General features: G+C 35.7%; 26 protein-coding genes, 1 tRNA gene and 1 riboswitch. All 27 genes read right to left on the bottom strand.

The annotated features are described in order from the left end of the window. A partial coding sequence (gene tnpA / locus G558_RS12555; RefSeq protein WP_036931708.1) for an IS200/IS605 family transposase occupies nt 1–207 on the bottom strand: 207 nt, incomplete at its 3' end. A gap of 170 nt (nt 208–377) precedes the next feature. Next, entirely contained in the window at nt 378–1,043 is a 666-nt protein-coding gene (locus G558_RS0106110) for a pentapeptide repeat-containing protein (protein ID WP_028829387.1), read from the bottom strand. 131 nt (nt 1,044–1,174) lie between these two features. Further along, nucleotides 1,175–3,691, bottom strand: coding sequence for a PAS domain S-box protein (locus tag G558_RS12560; RefSeq protein ID WP_051188518.1), 2,517 nt, complete (start codon nt 3,689–3,691; stop codon nt 1,175–1,177). Between the two features lie 103 nt (nt 3,692–3,794). Next, a tRNA-Leu gene (locus G558_RS0106120) sits at nt 3,795–3,881 on the bottom strand. A 36-nt stretch (nt 3,882–3,917) separates the two neighbouring features. Next, the gene (locus G558_RS0106125) at nt 3,918–5,561 is read right to left on the bottom strand and encodes an ABC transporter substrate-binding protein (protein ID WP_028829388.1); all 1,644 of its coding nucleotides are present in this window, start codon (nt 5,559–5,561) and stop codon (nt 3,918–3,920) included. A gap of 4 nt (nt 5,562–5,565) precedes the next feature. Then, nucleotides 5,566–6,168 carry a dephospho-CoA kinase gene (gene coaE / locus G558_RS0106130; protein ID WP_028829389.1) on the bottom strand — a complete coding sequence of 201 codons (603 nt, stop codon included), beginning with the start codon at nt 6,166–6,168 and terminating at the stop codon, nt 5,566–5,568. An 8-nt stretch (nt 6,169–6,176) separates the two neighbouring features. After that, on the bottom strand, nt 6,177–8,846 hold the full coding sequence (gene polA, locus G558_RS0106135; RefSeq protein WP_028829390.1) for a DNA polymerase I: 2,670 nt from the start codon (nt 8,844–8,846) through the stop codon (nt 6,177–6,179). A gap of 133 nt (nt 8,847–8,979) precedes the next feature. Beyond that, on the bottom strand, nt 8,980–9,795 hold the full coding sequence (locus G558_RS0106140) for a radical SAM protein (RefSeq protein WP_028829391.1): 816 nt from the start codon (nt 9,793–9,795) through the stop codon (nt 8,980–8,982). Between the two features lie 10 nt (nt 9,796–9,805). Beyond that, a complete protein-coding gene (locus G558_RS0106145) occupies nt 9,806–10,729 on the bottom strand; it encodes a radical SAM protein (protein ID WP_028829392.1) in 924 nt (307 codons plus the stop codon). A gap of 70 nt (nt 10,730–10,799) precedes the next feature. Further along, nucleotides 10,800–11,159, bottom strand: coding sequence for a NifB/NifX family molybdenum-iron cluster-binding protein (locus tag G558_RS0106150; RefSeq protein ID WP_028829393.1), 360 nt, complete (start codon nt 11,157–11,159; stop codon nt 10,800–10,802). A 12-nt stretch (nt 11,160–11,171) separates the two neighbouring features. Continuing rightward, nucleotides 11,172–12,032, bottom strand: a complete 861-nt coding sequence (locus G558_RS0106155) for an ATP-binding protein (protein WP_028829394.1) — start codon at nt 12,030–12,032, stop codon at nt 11,172–11,174. Continuing rightward, nucleotides 12,010–12,870, bottom strand: a complete 861-nt coding sequence (locus G558_RS0106160) for a nucleotide-binding protein (protein WP_028829395.1) — start codon at nt 12,868–12,870, stop codon at nt 12,010–12,012. Before G558_RS0106160 ends, G558_RS0106155 begins: the two co-directional genes overlap by 23 nt. A 1-nt stretch (nt 12,871) precedes the next feature. Next, on the bottom strand, nt 12,872–13,240 hold the full coding sequence (locus tag G558_RS0106165; RefSeq protein ID WP_028829396.1) for a NifB/NifX family molybdenum-iron cluster-binding protein: 369 nt from the start codon (nt 13,238–13,240) through the stop codon (nt 12,872–12,874). A 23-nt stretch (nt 13,241–13,263) separates the two neighbouring features. Then, complete coding sequence (locus G558_RS12565; RefSeq protein WP_036931710.1) at nt 13,264–13,485, bottom strand: DUF5320 domain-containing protein; 222 nt, start codon at nt 13,483–13,485, stop codon at nt 13,264–13,266. A 158-nt stretch (nt 13,486–13,643) separates the two neighbouring features. Continuing rightward, nucleotides 13,644–15,689 carry a sodium-translocating pyrophosphatase gene (locus tag G558_RS0106175; RefSeq protein ID WP_028829397.1) on the bottom strand — a complete coding sequence of 682 codons (2,046 nt, stop codon included), beginning with the start codon at nt 15,687–15,689 and terminating at the stop codon, nt 13,644–13,646. A 118-nt stretch (nt 15,690–15,807) separates the two neighbouring features. Beyond that, a complete protein-coding gene (gene secG / locus G558_RS0106180; protein WP_028829398.1) occupies nt 15,808–16,032 on the bottom strand; it encodes a preprotein translocase subunit SecG in 225 nt (74 codons plus the stop codon). Nucleotides 16,033–16,171: 139 nt separating this feature from the next. Further along, the gene (gene grdD / locus G558_RS0106185; protein WP_036931712.1) at nt 16,172–17,323 is read right to left on the bottom strand and encodes a glycine/sarcosine/betaine reductase complex component C subunit alpha; all 1,152 of its coding nucleotides are present in this window, start codon (nt 17,321–17,323) and stop codon (nt 16,172–16,174) included. Between the two features lie 11 nt (nt 17,324–17,334). Next, nucleotides 17,335–18,870, bottom strand: a complete 1,536-nt coding sequence (gene grdC, locus G558_RS0106190; protein WP_028829400.1) for a glycine/sarcosine/betaine reductase complex component C subunit beta — start codon at nt 18,868–18,870, stop codon at nt 17,335–17,337. Nucleotides 18,871–18,949: 79 nt separating this feature from the next. After that, complete coding sequence (gene grdB / locus G558_RS0106200) at nt 18,950–20,260, bottom strand: glycine reductase complex selenoprotein B (protein ID WP_084502833.1); 1,311 nt, start codon at nt 20,258–20,260, stop codon at nt 18,950–18,952. 38 nt (nt 20,261–20,298) lie between these two features. Beyond that, nucleotides 20,299–20,769, bottom strand: a complete 471-nt coding sequence (grdA, locus tag G558_RS0106205; RefSeq protein WP_084502834.1) for a glycine/sarcosine/betaine reductase complex selenoprotein A — start codon at nt 20,767–20,769, stop codon at nt 20,299–20,301. A 49-nt stretch (nt 20,770–20,818) separates the two neighbouring features. Continuing rightward, a complete protein-coding gene (locus G558_RS0106215) occupies nt 20,819–22,105 on the bottom strand; it encodes a glycine/sarcosine/betaine reductase component B subunit (RefSeq protein ID WP_028829404.1) in 1,287 nt (428 codons plus the stop codon). Nucleotides 22,106–22,167: 62 nt separating this feature from the next. Further along, the gene (gene trxA, locus G558_RS0106220) at nt 22,168–22,485 is read right to left on the bottom strand and encodes a thioredoxin TrxA (RefSeq protein WP_028829405.1); all 318 of its coding nucleotides are present in this window, start codon (nt 22,483–22,485) and stop codon (nt 22,168–22,170) included. An 89-nt stretch (nt 22,486–22,574) separates the two neighbouring features. Further along, nucleotides 22,575–23,519, bottom strand: coding sequence for a thioredoxin-disulfide reductase (gene trxB, locus G558_RS0106225; RefSeq protein ID WP_028829406.1), 945 nt, complete (start codon nt 23,517–23,519; stop codon nt 22,575–22,577). Between the two features lie 19 nt (nt 23,520–23,538). Continuing rightward, complete coding sequence (locus G558_RS0106230) at nt 23,539–23,907, bottom strand: GrdX family protein (protein ID WP_028829407.1); 369 nt, start codon at nt 23,905–23,907, stop codon at nt 23,539–23,541. 113 nt (nt 23,908–24,020) lie between these two features. Then, nucleotides 24,021–24,122: riboswitch (glycine riboswitch) on the bottom strand. Between the two features lie 116 nt (nt 24,123–24,238). After that, nucleotides 24,239–24,709 (bottom strand): tRNA (cytidine(34)-2'-O)-methyltransferase, encoded by a 471-nt coding sequence (locus tag G558_RS0106235; RefSeq protein ID WP_028829408.1) that lies wholly within the window; start codon nt 24,707–24,709, stop codon nt 24,239–24,241. A gap of 72 nt (nt 24,710–24,781) precedes the next feature. After that, complete coding sequence (gene rpmA, locus G558_RS0106240) at nt 24,782–25,060, bottom strand: 50S ribosomal protein L27 (RefSeq protein WP_028829409.1); 279 nt, start codon at nt 25,058–25,060, stop codon at nt 24,782–24,784. Nucleotides 25,061–25,064: 4 nt separating this feature from the next. After that, nucleotides 25,065–25,391 carry a ribosomal-processing cysteine protease Prp gene (locus G558_RS0106245; RefSeq protein WP_028829410.1) on the bottom strand — a complete coding sequence of 109 codons (327 nt, stop codon included), beginning with the start codon at nt 25,389–25,391 and terminating at the stop codon, nt 25,065–25,067. Between the last annotated feature and the right edge of the window lie 2 nt (nt 25,392–25,393).

Raw genomic sequence — 25,393 nt, forward strand, 5'->3', positions numbered from 1 at the left:
ATGTGATTTGAACAATATGTGGACATGATCCATGTCGTGGTTCCATTCCAGCAGTGTAATATTATACTTTGGACAAATGTATTCAAATATGTTCTTAGCTCTGTCTGAAATTTTCGAATCAAACACTTTTCTCCGGTATTTAGTAACCATAACCAGATGATAGTATAAGGAAAATACTGAATGTGCATTATTGTCTAATCTATCCATATTATAAGTATCCTTTCCTATTACGACTGATTATATTATACCCCTGCAGAAGTGTTCTAAACATTCATAAACCGATTCATCCCACCGCCTTCACTCTCGTTAAGACGAGAAAGGTAGTTTAGAGGAGGGGGAATTCTCGGTACATGTATTAAATCATATCTAAATAATTCCTAGCTGTCTTTAATCACTATACCCATTAGTTTCGATAGCTCCGCAGCCTGATAAATGTTTACAATGACACCTTTTAACTCTGTTGCACCTGCTGAGACGGAAATTCCTTCGAGGATACAGTCACTAAAATCTATGCCCTTAAGTGCTGTTTGAAAAAATTCTGTGCGTATAAAGAGTGTGTCATTAACAAAAAAGTTTTTTAACGTACATTGAGCAAAAAAAGAATTTGACATATCTGATTTTATAATCTCACACGCCTCAAATTTGTCTGATGTAAAATTAGCATAACTCATATTGCTGTCACAAATAGTAACATCCTTAAATTGTGATTCATTAAATGAGCAGCCCTTAAATTGTGAATTTTCAAAAAGACATTGCCTAAACCAGCTATTTGTAAAAACGCAATCAGGAAAAGTACACGCAGTAAATACAACCTTGTAAAATGAACACCTGCTCAGGTTTACATTGGAGAAGTCACAATGATCAAAACACACATTTTCGAAGGAAGTCCCGCTAAAATTTACATCTTCTGCGTTAAAAGCTTTTACACATACATTTTCTACATCAATTTCTTGTTGCTGACATTCTTGTATATAATTTACCAAATCGCTGCATATTTCCATGTCTAAAGACAATTTGATTTTTTTAACTTTTTTATTAGCCATAATTAACTTATACCTTTCATCAAATTGAAACTCGCTAGCTCACAGGCCGAAAGCTATGCGCAATAATCAAGTAAAAGCTGAATAATCATCATTTATATACTCAATTCATAAGTTATGATTATCTCGGTTTTTTAATGATTCTTATGATTTAATACCTTTTCTATGAAGATTTTAACTATTTTTTCATCAAATTGTGTTCCCATGTTTAATATCAATTCATTTACTGCATCTAGTACGGTTATAGGCTCTTTATAATGCTTGTTTATCATAGAATCATACGCCTCAGCTATACTCAGTATCCTAGATTGAATTGGAATATTATTACCTTTAAGACCTCTGGGGTATCCCTTTCCGTCAGGCCTCTCGTGATGACAAAGCACATAATCTGCTATGTGAGAAAATTCGCTAACTGATTTTAATATATGATATCCTGTTTCAGGATGTTTTTTTATATCCTTCCATTCTCTTTCATTAAGCTTAATAATGCCGTTCACTATGTTTTGGTCTAATCCTATTTTACCTATATCATGGAGCATTCCTAGCAGTGATATTTCTCCGATCTGATGTCCCTCAAAATTCATAGCTTCTGCAATTTTCTTGCAAAGTTCTGCCACTCTTTCGCTGTGGGACTGCTCATTTTTATCTCTTTCATAAAGACCTCTGGTTATAAGAGTTATCATTTCACTTTTCATACTTCCACTTTCCAACAGCTTTCTTCTATACATATGATCTTCTGCTTGAGAGAATACTTTTTCCATATCCTCATATTCTGATTCTTTCGTCTCGAACCCGAATGATACGGATGCAGATATTTTGTCTATGACTATTTTAGATATATTTTCCTTCAACCTGTTTACAATTAATCGAGCCGCTATATTATCTGTCTTCGGAAGAAGTAGAACAAATTCATCTCCGCCTATTCTTGCAAGAATGTCATCTGCTCTGAGCTCTTTTTTCATAGTATCGGCAACGGCTTTGAGTAACATATCTCCAGATATATGTCCAAAGGCATCGTTTGTAAGTTTCAAGCCGTTTACATCTGCCATTACAAGTGTTAGCGGCAGATTTCTTTTTGTATCTATCCTTTTGAGTTCTTCTTCGTAAAATCTTCTGTTATATAGTCCGGTAAGCTGATCAAAATAGCTGAGATATAGGATTTTTTCCTCTGTAGATTTACGCTCCGTTATATCTATAGCAAAGTGAAGGCTTGCCTCCTCGCCATTCCAGTCTATCTTTATTCCATCTGATTCAATCCATCTTATTTCCTTGCCCTTATTCATTATTCTAAACTGCTGTTTGGTGCCATCAGTCATACCCTTAAGTCTTTTTTTATGAAAGATTAGTGTATTTTCCTTATCCTCTTCATAAACAAAATCCGTAAATTTCATTTTAACCAGTTCTTCCTGACTATATCCTGTAAGTGATGATGTCATAGGATTGCATATTTTTATCTGCTCATTTTGAATTACAAGAATAGCTTCTACTGCATTTTCAAAAAGAAGACGGTATTTTTCTTCACTCTCTCTTAAGGCGTCTTCTGCATGTTTTCTTTCCGTTATGTCACTTAATAAATTAAATGTGGCCGGTCTTCCCTCCCAATTAATTTTAAGAGAATTCATTTCTACCCAGCGTACATATCCACCTTTTTTTAAAATCCTGTAACTGTAGATTCGGTCTACGGATTCATCCTTTAATCTTTTCATATGATTTGCGACTACAATCTCAGCATCGTCAGGATATATATAGTTTACAAAATGTATTCTTCTAAGCTCTTCTGATGAATAACCTGTTAGGACAGTCGCCATTTCATTACTTAGAACTACCTTCCCATCTTGTATTATTACTACTGATTCAGCAGCGTTTTCAAAAAGTAGCTTGTATTGTTCTTCGCTCTTTCGGAGTGCCTCTTCCATTTCTTTTCGTTCTGTTATATCATGCTGACTCGAAAGTACACATTGTTTCCCCTGATACTCTATGATTATGCCACTTCCCATAGCCCAAAGCTCTTTACCCGAAGTAGTCCTGATATTCATCTCAAAATCCGTTACTATTCCTTCATTCTTTATCTTCTCAAGCCATATTAGTCTTCTATCAGGGTTTACCCAGTGCATCATAGCCGCTCTTTGACCTATTACATCTGCTTGTGTTTCAAAATATTCCATCCCTTTTGGATTTACATAAAGTACTGTGCCATCAAGAGTTATAATGGAAAGAGAAAAAGGTAGGCTATCTATTATCCTTTCAAACTGCAGCTCATTTTTAATTATAGTGTCTATCGAGTTCTTGTATGGCGTGATGTCCCTGTTGTTTGCTCTGTATCCCAGATAAAATCCATTTTCATCTATTACCGCTCTGCATACATGCTCTATCCATATAATATAACCGTCTTTATGAAGTATTCTAAACTGTTTTTTAAACATTTTTCCTCGATTATGTATTTCAAGACGATGACTTTCCCATATTTTAAAATCTTCTTGTAATATTATAGATTCAAATAAGCCAGGGTCATCTAGAAACTCTTTCGCATCATAGCCTGATATCCTTTTACATGACGGAGATATATACTGGAATTTTCCGTTTTTATCTTCCCAGGTTTCCCAATCGTATGAATAATCTGCTATTGTTTTATATTTAAATTCGTCAGACATTTTCAATTTTCCTCCGTACATTTCAATTTTATATTTGATTAATTTTATCACAGATAAAATTAAAAGTCATGTATGAGTTCAAATACCCATACATGACTTTTTCTGGTGCGAGCGATGGGACTCGAACCCACACGTAAATTCATACACATGCCCCTCAAGCATGCCTGTCTGCCGGTTCCAGCACGCTCGCCCGACTTGATTATTGTACAGTTATTTTTTTATTTTGTCAACTGGGAATATAAATATTTTCTATTCCATTATATATTTCAAACTCTGTAGGTTCAAGCTCACCCGATAACCTTTTGTTTATTATCATATAGTCATTTTTGTATCCAACTCCAATATATGGAATATTTTTTATTATGTCTTCTTGAATTTTTTTATATTTTGTTTTTTGAGCTTCTTTTGAAGGTGTTGCCTTTACTTGCATCATCATAGTATTTATTTCTTTTGGATTGTATCCTGCAAATACTGAGCTGTAGGTATTGATTATCCTTGTAACATTTTTGTCCACAGGTACATTATACTCAGCTACCAGTATATTAAAATTCTTTGCAGCAACTATTTCTCCAAGCTCGGTTTTTGCAACAGCCCTGACTTGAACATCTGGACTTATTCCCGAGGTCTCTATCGTATTCTTTATGATATATGCAAGCCTGTGTTTCATAGGATCGTCTTTATCAGTAAGAATAACTATCTTATCTTGTAGCTTAAGCTTTGATTCATATTTAAGTTCATCTGTTTTTAAGCTGTATATGTTTTCTGTGGCAAGATTAAGATCAGATTTTGTATTTACAGGCATTAAATTAATATTTAATGTTCCACGATAAGCATCTTGTACTGTTTTTTCAAGATCAATTATCTTGGCTATTTCTATTCTGTTGGCTCTTTGATCAAATGGAGCATTTGCTGAATTGAAGATAATCATCTCAAATTTTCTGTTTTCAAACTTCTGTACTTTAAATATATCATACTGATATTTGCTGAGCTGGTAATAATCACTGTCTATCATATCGATGTTTGAAGCTATAAACATATTTTGCCTTATATCCTTTGAATCGAAAATACTTACTTCAATATTTTCTATATGGGGCTTTGCTCCATAATATAGTGGATTCCTTTGTAGTGTGAATTGCTTTCCCTGCTTGTACTCTATTACTTTGTACATTCCGTTTCCGATTACTCCAAAGCTGCCATCATTAAATACTGCGCTTTTGTTATTTTCTGATTTTGAACTTATGAGGGGAAAAATCATATTATATATCTCAAGTGAATTTGAATTTTTGAGTTTCAAGATGATGCTGCCGCTTCTGGCAGTCATAGATTCTATATTTGATACAAGTGAGCTATATGAGCTTTGAGGATTCTTCTTTATCAAATTTACCGTATACTCTACATCAAAGCCTGTCACTTTACTTCCATCATGCCACTTGGCATTAGAGTTAATATTTATAGTAAGCTCCGAAGCATTTTCGTTGAAGGAATAATCTGATGCCAGTTCATTTTGCAGGTTGTAATTAGGATCATATTCAAAAAGCGAGTCATATACAAGTCTTAAGATACTGTCCAGCGATTTCTCTTTGTTTTCAATAGGATTAACTGTACTAAATCTTGAAACCGACAAATTTATGGTTCCTCCGTCAACAGGTTTGGAGCCAGCAACATTTTCTGATTTAACTTCTTCTTGAACCGGTGAATTTTTGATTTCTTCAGTTTCTATATCACTTTTTTTGTCCATATCTAAAGTAAGCAAAAAAACATATAGCACAGCGAAAATTGCTAGTCCAACTCCAAAAAGTATCTTTTTTTGTTTAATTTTATTGTCTGTTATATCTTTTTTATCTCTTCTTACTATCTTTTTTTCTTCCATTTGTCTACCTTTTATCAATTTTTATTTTATTTAAAATTTCCTCTATCTGCCTGTTAAGATTAGATATTTCTGTGCTGTTGTCAGCTATATAATCTGCCATTTCAAGCTTTTCAGACTGATTCATCTGAAATGAGTCTACCCTTTTTATTTCTTCTTGTGTTTTCTTATCTCTAATTGCTGCGCGCTTGTATCTTTCATTATCCTCACAGTATACCAGGATAACAGCGTCAAGATCATGCTGCATTTTTTTTTCATAAAGAAGTGGTATGTCAAGAAAAACGATATCTTCTGTCTTTTGGTATTTTTCCATAGTTTCATCCATTTTATTTTTTATATATGGGCCTATAGTCTCGTTTAGCAATTTTAATTTTTCATGATTATTAAATACTATGGATGATATGATTTTCTTGTCAAGTGATTGTGAATCGTCTATAGATATGATAGATTCTCCAAAAACTTTTATCATTTTGGATATGAATTCAGGATTGTTGTAAATTTGTGCAACCAGTGCATCTGCATCCAAAACCTTATATCCCCTGGATAAAAGGTAGCTTGTCACCTGCGATTTTCCGCTTCCTATATTTCCTGTTATTCCGATTTTTTTCATTCTGCTCTTTATTTGGTCTCCAGCCAGTTTTTACCAGTTTTTATGTCTACCTTAAGCTCTACAAGAAGCTGCACCACGTTTTCCATTATCTCTTTTATCTTGTCCTCAAGTTCGATAGCTACATCTTCTCTCACTTCAAGTATTAGTTCGTCATGTACTTGAAGAATAAGCTTTGCATCTACTCCTGATTCTTGCAGATATTCATATACCTTAATCATGGCCAGCTTTATTATATCTGCGGCCCCTCCTTGAATAGGAGTGTTCATTGCCAGTCTTTTTCCAAAATTTCTTACCATCATATTTTTGGCTTTAAGCTCTGGTATATATCTCTTTCTTCCAAAAATCGTAGTTGAATACCCTGTATGCTCTACTTCTGTAACTACATCACTTAGAAAGGACTTTATGTTTGTATACTTGTCCAGATACGTCTCAATGTATTTTTTTGCCTCACTTTTGCTTATTCCAAGATTGTTTGAAAGCCCAAAATCACTTATTCCGTAAACTATTCCAAAGTTAACTGCTTTTGCAGCACTTCTAAGCTCTGGGGTTACCTCATCTAAAGCTACATTAAATACCTCTGATGCTGTTCTTGTATGGATATCTTCATATTTTCTGAATGAATCGAGCATAATCTCATCTTTTGCAAGATGGGCAAGTATCCTCAGTTCTATCTGTGAATAATCCGAATCTACCAGAAGATAGTCTTTTTTTGATATAAAAACTTCTCTTAGGGCTCTTCCTCGTTCTGTTCTTACTGGTATATTCTGAAGATTTGGGTCTGAAGAAGAAAGTCTGCCCGTTGAAGCTATTGTCTGATTAAATGTGGTGTGGATTCTGCCGGTCTTTTCGTTTGTTATATTAAGTAGTCCATCTATATATGTTGATTTGAGCTTGGTTATCTGTCTGTACTCCATAATATGGTCTATTATTTCATGTTTTCCCTGAAGGGCTTCAAGCACCTCTATATTTGTAGAATAACCTGTCTTTGTCTTTTTTATTACAGGAAGGGCCAGTTTGTCAAAGAGTATCACCCCAAGCTGTTTTGGAGAATTGATATTAAATGCTTCTCCTGCAAGAGAATAAATGTTATTTTCAAGCTCTGCAATCTCATGCTCATACTGCAAAGAAAGCTTTTTGAGAAGAGCTGTGTCAACTAGAAACCCCTCTTCTTCCATGTCTGATAATACCCTTACCAGTTTCATCTCTATTTCATTAAATACAAATGTGAGTTCCTGTTTTTCAATTTCAGGGCTCATAATCTTGTAGCAACTCTCTATTGAGTACATTGAATTTATATAGTAATCTGCAAGCCTTTTGGGATCTGCAAACAACATTTTCAGCTCTTTTTTGCCTTTTCCGAGGATATCTTCAAGGCTCTCAAAATTTTCCAGCCCATATTTGTTATTCAGGTATTCAAGGGTGAAATTAGTGTTATTAGAATCAATCAGATACTCCCCTATCTCTATATCAAAATATAGATTAGCGACCCTTATGCCGCATTTTTTAAGTGATTTGTATATGTTTTTGAGTCCATGCCCTATGATTCTATTTGAAGGATTCTCAAGAAGCGCTTTGGCATCTATTATATTTTCTGATTTTATTACATAAATGCTATTTAAATTCTTTATATATAGCTTGTCTATGTCATAGCAGTTGCTTTCTTCACTTTTTTCAGCCTGAACATTTATTATTATATCTGCATTTTCAATTGAGTCAAGCAGGCCATTGTCATATTCATGAAAGATTTCTGCTCTTTTTATATCATGTATAATCTCTACCTTACCACTATCAAGTGTCTCAGAAGAATTGCTGAGCTGGACTTTTTTGAGTTTATTGAGAAGTATGGTAAACTCAAACTCCCTGAACATGTCTGAAAGCTCTTCGTAATTGAGTGATTTTACAAGAAGTTCATCCATGTCTGCTTCAATAGGCATGTCCCTGACTATGGTAGCCAGTTTTTTGCTCAAAAATGCTGATTCTCTGTCATTTTCAAGCTTTGTTTTGACATTTCCCTTGATTTCTTCTATATGTTCGTATATGCCCTCTACAGACTTATATTCTTTTATAAGTTTTATTCCTGTTTTTTCTCCAATTCCTGCAACGCCTTTTATATTGTCTGATTTGTCTCCCATTAGAGCTTTGAGGTCTATAAATTCTTTAGGAGTGAGCTCATATTTTTCAAGTACCTCTGCGTCTGTGTATTTTTCAAGCTCAGTTATTCCTTTTTTGGTTATATACACAGCCGTAGTTGGTGATGCAAGCTGAAGGGCATCTTTATCACCAGTAACTATCATTACTTCAAATCCATCTTTTTCAGCAAAACTTGAAAGCGTTCCGATTATGTCATCTGCCTCATAACCTTCAAATTCAACCCTTGTTATCCCATAGGCATCCACCATTTTTTTAAGTGGCTCGACTTGCATCCTAAGCTCATCTGACATGCCTTTTCTGGTAGCCTTGTATTGGTCATAAGACTTATGTCTGAAAGTCGGAGCCTTGAGGTCAAATGCTATTGCCATATGTGTTGGCTTGTAGTTTTCAAGTATGTTATTGAGCATCATCGCAAATCCATATATTGCATTTGTATAAAATCCATCCTTATTCATAAGTGGTGGAATCGCAAAATAAGCCCTGTTAAAAAGGGAATTTCCATCAAGAAGTATCAATCTATTTTTCATAATATATCTCCAGTCTTTTTTGTGAATCATATATTAAGTATATCAGATTAAAGGACTTATTTGTGGAAATTTATGTAAAAAATATCGCCAGACACTTAATGTGAATGACGATATTAATTAATCTCTGCTTAAATCATATCTTTATCATAGAAATAAGCTTTTCCTTATCCTGAGGAAGTGTGCCTTTTATCTTTATTATGTTGGTTGGATGGGTCGTATCAAATATTGTCGGCTTAAGAGGCACAATGTTTTCAATTAGAGTCTTCATCTCCAATAGTCTTTCGGTTCGTCCTGCTGCTTTAAAGTCGCCTCTTGATATCATTTGCGTCAGCTCTGTCCCATGAAATACGGTGAGATTCATCATTATGATTCTTGTTGTAATAAACTGGTTCAGCATTTCTGCGCTTACTCTTGCATTTTCAATGCACTGCCCTTCTCCCGCTATGCCATACATAAGAATCGAATTAAACTGCAGTTTCGCTTCATTGAGTTTTTTTGCCTGTTTGACAGCTTCTTCTGCGGTATGACCTTTGTTCATAAGTTTTAATATGTCATCTCGACCTGTTTCAAACCCTATATATAGCATTCTAAGGCCCAGGTCATGGAGCTCCGAAAGCTCTTTGGGTGAATACATTGAGATGTTTTTTAACGAAGCATATGAAGCAACACACCCACAATATGGGATGTGTTTTCTAATCATTTCAAGAATGATTTTCATCTTTTCAAAACCAATAGACATAGGGTCTGCACCTGTCAGAAATATTCTTTCAGTGTATATATTTCCATTTATAAGATGGTTTTCTATGTCAGTCAGTGGTATATGTGCGTATTCATTATCCTTATACATGGAGCAAAATGAGCATCTGTTATACGAACATCCTATGGTTACGGGAAGCAAAACCGTATTCATTTCATCTTGTGGGTAAAAAACCATTTCGTTTTCATTCATATTTACACTCCTATTTCAATCTGAATGTATCATATCCCTTGTAGTTTATAACATTCATTCTTTCGTCATTTCTAAGGTTTTCAACTATTTCTTTTATTCTTGGACAATTTCTGGACTCCAAAAATCCTTCTACCTCGAACTGATTCATAGGATGACGCTTTATTATACTGACTATCGCTTCAAGATCGTCTGATATTTCACTGTAGAAGCCTTCAGATTCCAGTAAATCAATAGAGATTCCATTTAGGATTTCTACAGCAGTTTTCATACGTTCATTATCAATAGCCTCAACGTCTGATTCCGCCGGAGGTCTTACTGGAGTATTTATATACAGTCTGTCATATTTGAGCTCACTCAAGATGCTTTTGTATTTCTTAAGTGATTCATCGTCGTCATTTATGCCTTTGACAAGCATTATTTCAATCCACAACTGGCCTTTATACTCCTTTGAAAAAGCTTTCAGACCTTGGCTTACATTTTTAAAACTGATATTTTTATGAGCTCTGTTTATTCTTGAAAACGTATCCTCATCATATGCATCCAGAGTCGGAAGTACAATATCGGCCTTATTTAATTCATCTCTTAAATCAGCATCATATAAAAGGGCCCCATTGGTTATTACTGCCACAGGTTTAGATGTTCTTTCCTTAATTTCAGATATCAAACTTCCGAGCCCAAGATACAGCGAGGGTTCTCCTTCACCTACAATAGTTACCACATCAAAAGAAACATCTTTTTTTAAAAAATCATCAAACTCTTTAATTATATCTTTTACAGGAAAAAACATTTGACGAGTGTTTGTCATTTTATCAGTTCTTCCCAGCTGGCAGTAAATACAAGAATAATTGCATGTCTTCTTTGGAATAGGGCTGATTCCAAGTGAAATTCCAAGTCTTCTCGATGGAACAGGACCATATACATATTTCATATCCATTTTTCATCTCCTCCTTTTATAATTATGTATTAAATAAAAAAGAGGAGCATTAATGCCCCCCTGTTTTGAATTAATTTCCGCACTCATCACTATGATTGTGATCATGACAAACTGAACCAGTAGATTTAAGATTTCCCTTAAGATAAGAAGTTACAGCTTCATCAGCCTGACCTCTTGCTCCCACTATTACCTCAATACCCTTTTCATTAAAAATCTCTATTGCTCCTCCGCCCATTCCACCTGATATGACTACGTTTACTCCCATTTCATTAAGGAAATTAGGTAGAAATCCCGGTTTATGTCCCGGATTCGGTATAGATTCTTGTTTTAATATTTCATAATTTTCAGTTTCAAATATATTGAAATTTATACAATGTCCAAAATGCTCCGTTACTGTTTCATTCTCACTTGCTACCGCTATTTTAATCATCTTATCCTCCATTTAATTAAATATTCCTAAAGTGTTTTTATAAACTTGTCTTACGCCTCGTCCTGATGGGCAATCCAAATCAATAACTGTTAAGCCTCTGTTAATTGCTTTGACTGCATCAGGGTCAAAAGGTATTTTACCCGTGAAGGCTATATTTTTTTCGCTACAGAATTCTTCAATTTTCTTTGAATTTTCCAGATTTGTATCATATTTATTTATACATACTGCTATTTTTGTCTGAAAAGACTCTGCAGTCTTTATAACTCTTTTCATGTCACTTATTCCCGATATCGATGGTTCTGAAACAATAAGAACCATATCTACTCCGCTGATTGAAGCTATGACGGGGCATCCTATTCCCGGAGATCCGTCAATAATTCCTATGTCAGCATTGAGCGCTGCAGAGCTCATCTGCTTTTTAACTTCGGTTACAAGCATTCCTGAAGTGCCACTGCCCATTTTTAGCTGTGCGGTAGAAAATGCTCTGTCCGGATTAGAATAAAGCATCAATTCTCCAGCAACTGCTGATTTTAGAGTCACCGCATTTACGGGGCATACCAGCTCACAGACGCCGCATCCTTCGCATGCATAATAATCTACCTGATGACTTCCATTTACTGTTATGGCATCAAATCTGCAGCTTTGTCTGCACAAATCACATCCAATACATATATCAGAGTCTATTTCTGCTTTTTGAAGCCCAAAATAATCTTTTTTTGCTGGTTCTTCAGACTCATTCATTATCAAATGCAGATTTGGCGCATCGACATCACAGTCTGCGTATGCCCTTGCATTAAGGAGCTTTATAAATGCTCCCGCAACAGTTGTTTTTCCAGTGCCACCTTTTCCACTAAGAATTAGCAATTGTTTCATTTTGCACCTCCCCTATTACCGTCTCCAGAAGATTTGCAAAAAGTTTCTTATACTTATCATCTTCTCTCACCAGAATTTCTGCATTTGAATTGATTTCACCAATTTCACTGTCAAATGGGATTTTACCTAAAATCTTAATGCTATTTTCCATACAAAACTTTTCCGAAGGATTTTCTCCTTCAAGACACTTGTTTAGTACAACCCCATACGGCTTGTCAAAAAGTTTCACAAGATCATATACCATTTTTAGATTGTGAGTTCCAAATATTGTAGGTTCAGCAACCAAAATGCAATAATCAGCATCCTTTATGCTTTCCATTACTATACAGGCACTTCCTGGTGGACAGTCAATTACATTAAGTACATCTTTTTTATTGTTTTTTTCTGGTAATATCTTCTTTATTATAGGGATTCCTGAAGCTTCCCCGGTGTTTAACATTCCTGTTACTACCTCAACATTTTCAGATCTACCTTTTTGTATTTCTCCAATAACTTTATCTTTTTCAGACATTGCTCCTTGAGGACATACAATTACACAACCTCCACATGAATGGCATATTTCTTCAAATACAAATGGATATTTCCCTACTAAAGCCAATGCATTAAATTTGCAAAAATCTACGCATTTTCTGCAGCCGTCACAAAGCTCTTTATTTACATACGGAATCTTTACTGAAACTTTTTCAGTTTCGATATTTTCCGGTTTAAAGAAAAGGTATCCATTTGGTTCTTCAACGTCACAATCAATATAGACCGATTTTTCTGCAGCAGCCGCAAGGTTTACCGACAAAAGCGTCTTACCGGTTCCCCCCTTGCCACTTAGCACCGCTATATCCATACTAATTGCCTCCATGTCCATGAAATCCTTGATGGATTTCTTCAAGTAAAGATAGTTTCCCTTCATTAAAAGACGCTATGTTTTCATTGATAGAGTTACTTGTAGTCTTGTAAAGTTTTATATTAGCCGCATTTATTACCATTGCCGCATTTTCACCACATCTTGGAGTAAGAAGCGCATCAACTTTATTATCAACAATTATCTGAGCTGCTTTTATTCCCGCTCCCCCTGGACTTTGAGCCGCTGTATTTTCCAGAAAAACACTTTCTTTTTTATCTGTATCATATATAAGAAAATATGGTGTTCTTCCAAAAGATATACATACGTTACTATCCATGCTGCTCATGTCTACTGGCATTGCTATTTTCATATTTTTCTCCTGTCTAATCTAAATTACATTCCTCTTCCGAATCCTCTGGAGCATCTTTTGTTAACATTTGAGCATGCTCCAGATCTTCTTCCTCTACCCGCTCCTTGACCCATTCCCTGTCCACTTCTTCTACCCACTCCTGGATTCATTTCAGTTTCTTGAACATCAGATGTATTACAAAAACCCATACCTCTGCCACTCATCTTGCCTTGTCCCATTGGACCTGTTCCATCTTTTCTTGGCATATCATTGCCTCCTTTTTATTTTATGGCTTATGCCATCTATATTTTTCATTATACTCCGTTATTGGCATATGTCAATAACTTTTTTTGCAAAAAAAATCCCGACCCGGAGATATTCTCCAAAGTCAGGATTGAAAATCTATTCTTAAATATTTTTCTTATTAACCAAGTTTTAGTACTGAAAGAAGTATTCCACCGTATTGCACGAATAATGGTGCGAATACAAGTGATACTATAGTCATAAGCTTTATAAGGATATTTATTGATGGTCCAGATGTATCCTTGAATGGATCTCCAACTGTGTCCCCAACAACTGCCGCTTTATGTGGCTCTGATCCTTTTCCGCCATGTGCTCCCTGCTCGATGTATTTTTTAGCATTATCCCATGCTCCACCTGCATTTGACATCATTATCGCCATAAGAACTCCAGCTACAAGTGCACCTCCAAGTAGTCCTCCAAGTGCTTCAGTACCCAAGATAAGTCCTGTAGCTATTGGTGAAAGTACTGCAAGAATACCTGGAATTACCATTTCTCTAAGCGCTGCTGCTGTTGATATATCAACGCATTTTGCATAGTCTGGCTTTCCAGTTCCTTCCATTATTCCTGGAATTGTCTTGAACTGTCTTCTAACTTCTTCAATCATTTCAAATGCAGCTTTACCAACCGCTTCCATAGTAATTGCTGAGAAAAGGAATGGCAACATACCACCTATAAGCATACCTACTATTACTTCTGGTTTAGTTATAGATATTGAAGTAAGTCCTGTTACTGCTGTATATGATGCAAAGAGCGCTAGTGAAGTAAGTGCAGCTGAACCAATTGCAAATCCTTTACCTATCGCTGCTGTAGTATTTCCTACTGAGTCAAGTTTATCAGTTATTTGTCTTACTTCTGGAGGAAGATCACACATTTCTGCTATACCACCAGCATTATCTGCTATTGGTCCGTAAGCATCAACCGCAATTGTCATACCTGCTGTAGCAAGCATTCCTACTGCTGCAAGTGCTATTCCGTATAATCCTGCTGCCCAGTATGATCCAAGTATTCCTACTGAAATAAGGATTATTGGAACTGCTGTAGACTGCATACCAACTGCAAGTCCAGATATGATTGTAGTTGCAGGGCCAGTTTCAGCTTGCTTTGCAATTTTTTGAACATGTTTGTGTTCTGCTGAAGTATAAATCTCTGTTACATGTCCTATTAAAGTTCCTACAATAAGACCTATTAATATTGCGAAGAATCCTGTTGTGTTTCCTAGCATATATCTTGAAAGAAGGAATGCCGCAATCATTGTTATAGCTCCAGAAACATAAGTTCCCATGTGAAGTGCTTTTTGTGGATCTGAATTATCATCTCCTTTTACGAAGAATGTTCCCAGTATAGATGCAAGTATACCTACTGCAGATATAGTAAGTGGGAATATTGCTCCTATTACTCCATATGTTTCTCCTGCTGGATTTGTTGCTATTATTCCAAGTGTTATTGCTGATATTATTGAACCTACATATGATTCAAAAAGGTCTGCTCCCATTCCAGCAACGTCACCAACGTTATCACCAACGTTATCTGCTATAACTGCTGGGTTTCTAGGGTCATCTTCTGGTATTCCAGCTTCAACCTTACCAACAAGGTCTGCTCCAACGTCTGCTGCTTTTGTATATATACCACCACCAACACGTCCAAATAGTGCAAGTGAAGAAGCTCCAAGTCCAAAACCTGTAAGTATCGAAGCTACTTCTGATGGATCTATTCCCATTGAAGTAAGCACTATGTAAAGTACTCCTACTCCAATTATCCCAAGTCCAACAACACACATTCCCATTACGGCTCCGCCTGAGAATGCAACTGAAAGAGCTTGATTCATTCCGCCCAATCTTGCAGCGTTTGCAGTTCTTACGTTAGCTCTTGTCGCAACTTGCATTCCAAAAAATCCTGCAAGTGTTGAAAAAACAGCTCCAAATAAGAAACATATTGCTGTAAGGTAACCTATTCCGAATATTAATATTACAAATAATGCCAATACAAACACTACAAGTGCTTTATACTCTCTTGTAAGGAATGCCATAGATCCCTCATGGATATAAGATGCAATTTCTTTCATTCTATCAGTTCCTGCATCAACTTTGTTAATTTTGTTTGTAAGCACAAGTGCAAACAAAAGTGCTAATACTCCTGAAACAGGAACTAGCATTAAAATATTTTCCATTTAACTTAAACCTCCCTGAATATAATTAAATTTTATTGAAGTGCTTAAAAAGCACAACTTAACAAGGCATGCCATAAGCAGACCAAAAAACAAACATATTTAATAAATATACATTTAATTACTGTAAAGCAACAAGTATAACAGCTATTAATATAAACAATACTGCTGCTATTGCAGTAATCTTTCTAAATACTACATCAGCGCCTCTAGCTTTGTTTCCTGTAAGTTGTTCAGCTCCACCGCTTATAACTCCCAGTCCAGCTCTGTTTCCTGATTGTAATAACACCGTTACTATCAATACTAAACTCACTATAATTTCAACTAATAATAATCCTGTTCTCACTCTTTGCACACCTCCCCAAAAACTCATAAATTACCTATCTAGTTTATCATAGACAAAATTTATTTACAAGACTTAATGTCAAAATATGAACAAAAATAAATGTTGAGATTTATCTCAACATTTATTTTTTATTAACTTCTTATGCTGTAGCAAAACCTTCTTTATTCAGGATTTCTTTTGCTTTTTCTATATTTGCTTCAGCAACTAGTATAATAGGTCCCGTACAACCCATTCCACTTTCTGCATATACTTTATTTTTCCAAAGTACATGAACTGCGTCTTCAAGTTCCATTATATCAACTCCTGATATCTGGCCAGTTACAACTTCTTTTTCAGGTGCAACTACTTCATCCGTTTCAGACTTAGTTTCTTTTTTTGCAGTATTTTTTGCAATAATGTCTGTCCAACCAATATTTTTTAGTTTTTCGTATTCTTTTTTAGCAATCTTGTTTATATCGCCATTTGAAATATCAAATGCATATTTTAATGCGTTGGCTATTACAGGTGCTCCAGAAGCTCTTGATATGATAAGAATGTTTCTGTTGAAACCTTCACCTATACCTGGTCCATATCCGTAACCTGAAACTTCATATTCTCCACCACTCATGAAAGAAGAGAACATCTTCATGAGTACATTTCCTGTAAGCGAATCAGTGACCATTACATCTGGAGTTCCAAGAAGCAGGTCGTTACCTCTCATTACTACTCCACCGTCACTTCTTTTTGATTCTGTGAAGTTTATATTGTAACCTTTATCTTTGATTTCTTTAAGGACTTTTTCAACCGTTCTGGCACCATCAAGGTTTAGTATCCCTACTTTAGGTTCTTCAATACCGATAGCTTTTGCAGCAATTATGCCTCCAATAGTATTTTTTACCATTGCTTCAATTCTGTGTGGAGATGTAGTTCCAGTTGTAGTAGCAATAATCATCTCTTTTCCTTTAGATGGAGTCATAACTCTTCCAACGGTTGATACTCCAATTGGGAAATTATAATGCATAGTTACACATGCACTTATTTCTCCAGAATCAAGTTTTTCTTCCATTATTTTATACATCTCATCTTGACAATCTGTTTCATATGTCTCGAATCCTGTATTATTTTTCATTCCTATTAAAACTATATCCATGTTAGGATAAAGTTTTTTTGCAAGTTTTGCGCCCTCAATAAGAGTCTCTTCTCCGTGTTCACTTCCAAGTGTTGTAAGTGCAACTTTCTTTTTCTGAGCAAAGCTTCCACTCTCAATGGCACTTGCAATTTCTTCAAATACCTTTGCGATTGTATTATTCATCTCATGCCCCCCTATTCAGCAAGATTTTGAGCAAGTTTTCTCATTGCATCCGCGATTAGAAGTTTTATTTTACCTTCGTCTATACCTTTTACGTCTTCTTCTATTCCCTTATTGCTTTCCATAACGAATGAAACTCCGTCAAACAGATTTGTCATTCTTCCAAGGAATAATGATCCTTTACCTACTACCATGACTTTTTCAAGATTTCCAGCTTTCATTTCATCTATTGCAAATCCTACAAATGGTACTCCTGACGGAATATGACCTTGTGTTGGTGCAAATCCTGGCATTCCGTGTTTCTTTCCAAATTCTAAAAGCTGTGATTTTTCAAGCTCTCCTCTTTTTACTCCAAGAGCAGCTATCATTTTATAGTTTGCTTCTGGAACATCTCCTGCTCCTGCAAGTTTTGTTATATCTGGGTTTTGCATTTCTACTGAGTATTTATCTATGTCAGTTATTTTCAGATTTCCTTTGTCTAGAGGCATAGTAATAAGCGAAGTTATTACAGCCTGTGGAGATGATCCTGTTCCTACTGTATGTCTTCCAACAAGGTCAGTGTTAAGGAATGGAGATACTCCATCATCTTCTGAAACAAGTATAGCAAATCCACCAAGTACATCTTCAAGTACTGGTGCATCTTTTTTTATGTGGTCTTTTGCATTCATTCCAAGTTTTGCTGTAGCTCCACCAGCTACTACCACTACATTTTTGTATACTCCAGCTTTTACAAGCGCTGCTGCAGATATAACAGAGTGAGCTGGCGCTGCACAGAATCCTCTAAGGTCTGATCCTGTAGCGTTTACAAATCCCGCACTTTCAGCTATAGCTTTAGCAAAGTTTCCTCCGCCTCTCTGGTTCATATCTCCGCAGGCTTCTTCTGAACACTCAATTACGTATTCAATTTCTGATGGAGAAATTCCTGCATTTTTTATAAGATGCCTTGCAGCTAGAACACCGGATGCCTTAACTACAAGGTTTTCAAACATTACATGCGATGTAAGGTTAAGGTCCACGTCATGAGCTCTTTTTACACATCCAACTAGTTTGCCTTCATGCTCAATAGGCTCTGAATGTTCTTTATTAACAAGCATTTCTACAACTTCAAATTCTTCACCTGTCTTGAAACAAGCAAGATCTTGCTCTGTAAATATAGGATCTGCTTTGATTTTTTCAACTACCATTTGAGTAAATTCTTTTGTAAGCTTTACAAGATCAAAAGCATCAGATATCTTCATCATGGCGATAAACTCTGCCTGTGGCTGTATTTCACCATATTTTCCGTATCTTGATGCATTTTCCATTTTATGCTTGAACCATGGCTGTGAATAGTTTTCAAGCTCTTGAGGATGAAGATTTCCTATATATGACTGATTTGGCAGGTATGAAACTACTTCATCGTAGCTTCTTATATGATTCTTAACTGCCTTGAGAAATTCTGAGTCTGGGTTTGATTTTATTTCCATCTGACATGTGGTTCCATTATTAACTATCATATCTGGCGTATGAACTAGTACATAACTTGCATTTTTCAGTACGGCTTTAGACATTTTTTATCCTCCATTATGGTCTTATTATTAAAAATTAGATGGGCTTTATGTAGCCCATCTAATCCAATTTAATTTGTAACTAGTCTTCAAATACTGTCTGAACGTGAACTTCTGTCTGTAGTGCTTTAAGTGCTCTAAGAACAAGTTTTCTTCTAAGTGCTTTTTCTTCTTTTGCATCCAGTGCAGGATTTCCAAGTGGATGAGGTATTGCTATAGCTGGGATTATTCTGTTTGCTCCAACTGTCAGAGATATAGGTACTACTGTACACATGTGAACTACCGGGATTCCCGCTCTTTCTATCTCTTTTACCATCGTTGCTCCGCAACGAGTACAAGTACCTCACGTAGATGTAAGTATTACTGCATCTACTTTTGCTGCAAGAAGGTCTTCTGCTATTGCTGCAGCGAATTTCTTAGAGCTTGCAACTGATGTTCCATTTCCTACTGTTGAGTAGAAATAATCATGAAGTTTTCCTATAACGCCTTCTTTTTCAAGATCTCTTAGAACGTCAACTGGAATAACTCTGTCTGGGTCTTGATTTGCATAAACCGGGTCATGTCCACCGTGAGCAGTTTCATGATCAGCTTCTGTAAGATCATCGAATTTTGATATATCATATTTTCCATATTTTTGAGCAGAAGATGATTCTATTCTGTCAGGATTTCCCTTAGGAACAATACCACCTGAAGTAACTATTGCAATTTTAGCCTTTGACATGTCAATTATAGGCTGATTTGGAGCTACTCTGTCAAATGTTGGCATTGGATACTCTGTAGTGAATTCTTCACCTTTAAGTTTAGCAACAAGCATTTCTACAGCTCTTGTAGCTCCTCTTTTTGCATCAAACATATTAACACGTATTCCTCTTTCGATGTAGCCGCCTTCTGCAGGTGACCCAAGGTCTTCGCCCTTAATAACTTTAAGTGCAAAACCTGCCAGCGCTGGAAGTGCTTTTCTCATTCCTGCAGCTGAATCTGAAGTTCTTACTATATATAGTTGTTTTCTAAATACGTCTACACCTGGGTTTTCTTCGTACATTGCTGTTGCAACTTTAATTCCCAGTTCTTCTTGAACCATTGTAGCTACTGCGCCACAAGCCATTCCGTATCTTCCTGCATTAAATGCCGGTCCTGCTATTAGCATATCAGGGTTAGCCGATTTAATAAGTGCAAGTACCTGCTCTTTTGCAGTTTCAAGATTTTCATTGAAATAAGAGTCTCCACAAACTACTGTTGCAACTATTTCAACTTCTTCTCCTAAATTCTTTTGAAGCTGTACACTTATTGGTGGCATACCTTCAAAAATGTGTGGTTCAGTTCCCGCTTTATCTTCTCCACCTATTCCAGCATAGAACTGGTTGATATAATGGACTACTCTCACTTTTCCCATATTATAGCCTCCTTAGTTATATTGTATAACAACCGAAATTAGAATTTACAGAATTCGCTTCTGATGCTTCTCATTTCTTCTACTATTTCATCAACATTCAGTACCATTTCCATCATGCCTATCTGATCTTCAAATATATCTGCATCAACTGCATCTTTGAATTCAGACTCTACCACGTGGTATACTGCAAGACCTAGTGCTACTCCTGCTAAAGGACCTGCAAATGTTGGATCTCCGGCTGTTACTGTTTCAGCTGCTAAACCAGCAGACTCGGCTTCTGATGCACCTATAAATACCATTACGTTTTCTGCGCCAAACTCATCGGCAGCATCTTTAACACGTTTTTGGTTTTCTAAGTCCATCGCCCCAGCAGCAGTTCAGACAAAGCATTCTGTAGATGAGTATATTACTTCTGCATCTTTTCCTTTTACACATTCTTCTATGGCAGGACCCGGAATTCCGTCACGGTCGCCAATGATTATTAGTTTTTTTCCTTCAAAAAAGCTCATTGTGTTCCTCCTGTGATTTTTATTTTTATTTTTAGTGGTTATTTATTTATTAGTATGTTCTTGCAGTTAGATGTCCAAATCCCACTTCACTTGTTGCTCCTGTTATAGCTTGAATCTCAACTTCTAATGATCCGTCTTCTCTTATTGATCCAGCAAATCCTCCAGCTATATAATCAACAACATCTATGTGTCCTATTATCTTGTCAAGTTTTGGAAGTACTATAATCATGTTTGCGTTTCCGTTTGATATACAAGCATCTCCTGATGGATCAGAGTCAGCAAGTGACTGAGAAGCTCCGTCTCTACCAGCATACTCATCAGTTACTATTACAGTTTTGATTCCTTTTGCAGATATCTTCTTACAGTTCATCATAAGGTCTGTATCTGGGTTACCAAATCCTTCTTCTGATATTATAACTGCATCTAGTCCCATAAATTCTGCAAGTTTAGCTGACCAGTTTGAAGATCTCTCTTTGTCTGCAAGGTATACATTTTCGTTTGTTATTATAACTCCCATAAAGTTGTACTCTTTACCGTGAAGTTTGTAAAGGTCATGGATTATTGGGCTGTTCATATGAACATAAGTTGGGTTCTTGTCGCAAGCTGATACACAGTTTCCTGATACTATCGCTCCGTCCATTATTTCTGTTGGATATATTATTGTAGGAACTATTTTCTTGGCATCTACTCCATATACATATGTGTCATGAAGAAGTCCTTGAGTTTGAAGCATATACACATAAGCTACCTTTGGAAGATCTGGATACTGAGCCGCTTGCTCAAAAAGAGGTTTTGTCTCATATACAGTTACTTCATCTGGTGTTACAGTTTTTCCTGCTTCTCCAAGATATTTTGCAGCTTTGAATCCTACTATTCTTACAGCTTCTTCGTGTGCATGTTGAAGAAGTCCATCAACTGGTTCTGCTATTACAACCAGGTTGCATGTTTTTGAGAAAGGAGTATACTCCGCTCCTGGACCAGTCATATCGATAATTCCTTCTTGGAATCCAACAATTTTTCCTGTAGTTACAACAGCTGCACCCTTAAGCACATTTGTTTTACCTTGTCCAACCACGTCAACTTTGCTTAGGAATCCTGGGAATATCCCACCGTTTCCTTCAACCTTAACTCTTGGTTCAATTACGTCTTTTACCGGTGTTATTCTTACACTGTCACCTGGCTTTACTATCTCTAAATCAATTGATTTTATATGCTCATCTACTGAAAGTAAGTTAACTAGCTCTTCTTTGTTAACATACAGCACTCCATTTTCAACCTTAGTTGTGTCAGCAAATTGTATGTCTTTTATGAAGATATTTCCAACTTCTAAACGCATATAGCCACCTCCTGGTTTCCCTTGATATATTTTTTATAGTTTATCTTAAAATACGTTTTTAATTAAATGTATTTTTTGATCATTGCTTCGATGTTTGCAACAGTTGCATCATCTTTTGTAAGCTCATCGATTTTTGCGCCATCCTTGTATACTGCCATTGTTGGAAGTCCAAGAACTTTTTCTTTTATTGAAAGTCTTCTTGCTTTTGTTGAATCAAGCTTTCCAAATTTAATTTGAGATCCGTAAGTCTCAGAAAGTTTTTCTACATCAGGCATAAGAGCTTTACATGGCTCGCATCCTTCGCTCCAGAAATCTACGAATACATATCCTTCCGCTTGTAGCACTTCAGCTTCAAAGTTATCTTTGTCAAATATAAACATTTTTTCCTCCTCAATTATAAAAAAAGTAATTTTTTTGTTGGCTTTATTATATTTAAAAATGAATTGTAATGATATACTAAAATGATATACTAAAATTCATTTTCTTCGACATATTTTTCTGCCATAACTGCTGCAATTGCTCCATCAGCTGTAGCTGTAACAACTTGTCTAAGAAGTTTTTCTCTGCAGTCTCCTGCCACAAATACTCCTTCAAAGTTTGTTTTCATAAGCTCATCACCTATGATATATCCTTGCTTGCTTGTGTTAAGTTTTCCCTGGAAAACTTTTGTCTGAGGATCATATCCTGTGAACACAAATATTCCAAATGTACCAAACTCTTCGTCTGCGTCATGTTGCTCTAGTTCTCCTGTTTTCACATTTTTGAAAACTACTGATTCAACAATTCCGTCTCCCTTAACCTCTTCTATTACCGTATCCCATTTAAATTCTATTTTAGGATTTGCCATTGCTTTTTCCTGAATTGATTTTGCAGCTCTAAGGGCATCTCTTCTGTGAACTATAGTAACTTTTGAAGCGAATTTTGTAAGGAACATTGCCTCTTCTACTGCTGAGTCCCCTCCTCCAACTACGAATACTTCCATATCTTCAAAGAATGCTCCGTCACAAGTCGCGCAATAAGAAACGCCTTTTCCTGTAAGTTCTTTTTCTCCTGGACATCCAAGTTTCTTTGGAGTCGCTCCTGTAGCTATTATAACTGATTTAGCTCTATACTCTTGTTTTTCACATTTAATTATTTTAACTTTGTTTTCAAAGTCAAAATCAATTACTGTGTCTTTTGTTCTTTCTGCTCCAAATTCCTCACATTGCTCAACCATTCTTGCAACAAGAGATGGTCCAGTTGCGTTTTCTATTGATCCTGGGTAGTTTGCAACTTCATCTGTAGTCGCAATCTGTCCGCCTGTTTTGTCTTTTTCAATTATTAAAGTACTAAGTCTTGCTCTTGCCCCATAAAGTCCTGCTGAAAGTCCTGCTGGTCCTGCACCGATTATTATAAGATCATAAATTTTTGACATTTCTTTTCCTCCTAAATTTTTATTTTATTAATGCATTTTTAATTAGGTCCAAATCAATAACTCTGAAATCATCTAGAATTCTTTCCACCCACATAGGTGTTTTTAAGTCATGCTGCAATTTTTCATAAACAGCTACAGCATTACCAATAAGTTCGAGTGAAAATATATCCAATTCTGTCCCTTGTTCAATCGCTATTGATTTATAAGGTGTCTCATTTGGTTTTATGCTCCCAGACAAAGGATGTGTCAGTAGTTTGTAGTTTTTGTGAACATAATCTCTGACTTTGTAAAGCACTTCACCATATCCGCCTTCTACAAATTCTACTTGGTATTTGCTCATTGGTTCAAAAAACTCTTTTACATTATTGTTGTTTGTTAATATAATCATTTTTTACCATCCTATGCCTTAATTTTAATAATTTAATTCTCTGGTATAACGTTTTCCTAATAAGTAAAAAATGAGGGAATCTCGCCGAGATTCCCTCTGTAGTACCAGAGTGTTGTCAGAATTAAGTCCTTTTACCTGAGAAATTCATTGAAAAATGGCATTTTTCAACTTGTCCCTTCGGTGACCCCGTGTGAGTACTCTCCCTAATCCGTCATTCAACCTTATAATTAAGTTTTATATTTCCTATGAATAATATCTATATTGATATTCTAATATAAAAACAAAAAATTATCAATACTTTTTTTCATAATTTTTCAACATTTTTTTATCATCATCTCATTTCATCACTACCAAGCTGTCTTATTGCTTCATAAACACCTATCGCCACTGAATTTGATAAATTCAAAGACCTTACTCTTTCTTCATTTACCATAGGAATTCGGATCATTTTTTCGGGATATTTTTCAAGTATCTCTTCTGAAAGTCCTTTTGTTTCCTTACCAAATATAAGATAACATTCATCTTCGTAGTTAACATCATAATGTTTTTTTGGTGACTTAGTTGAAAATAGATGGTAATCTGCATTTGGATTCTTACTTTCAAATTCTTCAAAATTCTCATAAAGCTTTATATTTACAAGATCAATGTAGTCTAACCCTGCTCTTTTCATTTGCTTTTCATCCATAGAAAAACCAAGAGGTTTTATCAAATGCAGCACTGCATTTGTACACGCGCATGTTCTAATTATATTTCCAGTATTTTGAGGAATTTCTGGCTCAACTAACACTATATTGATTGCCATTAGCATCTCCTTTTTTTGAATTTTTTAATTTGTAAATTAAAAAAGAGCGCATGCGCACTCTTTTTTTTGTTATTAAGCTGTATATATACTTACTTGTTTACGTTTTTTATCTTTTCTTTCAAACTTAACTACTCCGTCTATTAATGCAAACAGGGTGTCATCGCCACCTTTGCCAACATTAGTTCCTGGATGTATTTTAGTTCCTCTTTGTCTCATTAATATTGAACCCGCTGTTACAACTTCTCCGTCGGCTCTTTTAACGCCAAGTCTTTTTGACGCAGAGTCACGACCATTTCTTGAAGATCCAACTCCTTTTTTACTGGCAAAAAGTTGAAGATTAATTCTTATCATCATACTACTGCACCTCCTCTTTTTTTAATTTTAAATAACTTCCGTATTCTTGAATAAGATTTTCTATTCCAAGCTCAAAAGTATCTAATAGTGCATTTATTGAATCGTTATCATTTTTATTTTCCAGGCTGAACTCGAGATATCCATCAGATATTTCGTATTCAACGTCTTGTTGTAGCACTTCTACCAGTCCTATAAGTATGGTTTGGGCTAATACCGATACTGCCGCACAGACAATATCTTCTCCATGTTTTGCATAGTTTGCATGTCCAGATACTATAATCTTTTCTGTCTTGTGCATACTGTTTTTATAAATGCTTATGTCAATCATAT

Origin of the sequence: Proteocatella sphenisci DSM 23131 (assembly GCF_000423525.1) — a bacterium.
GTDB lineage: Bacteria > Bacillota > Clostridia > Peptostreptococcales > Filifactoraceae > Proteocatella > Proteocatella sphenisci.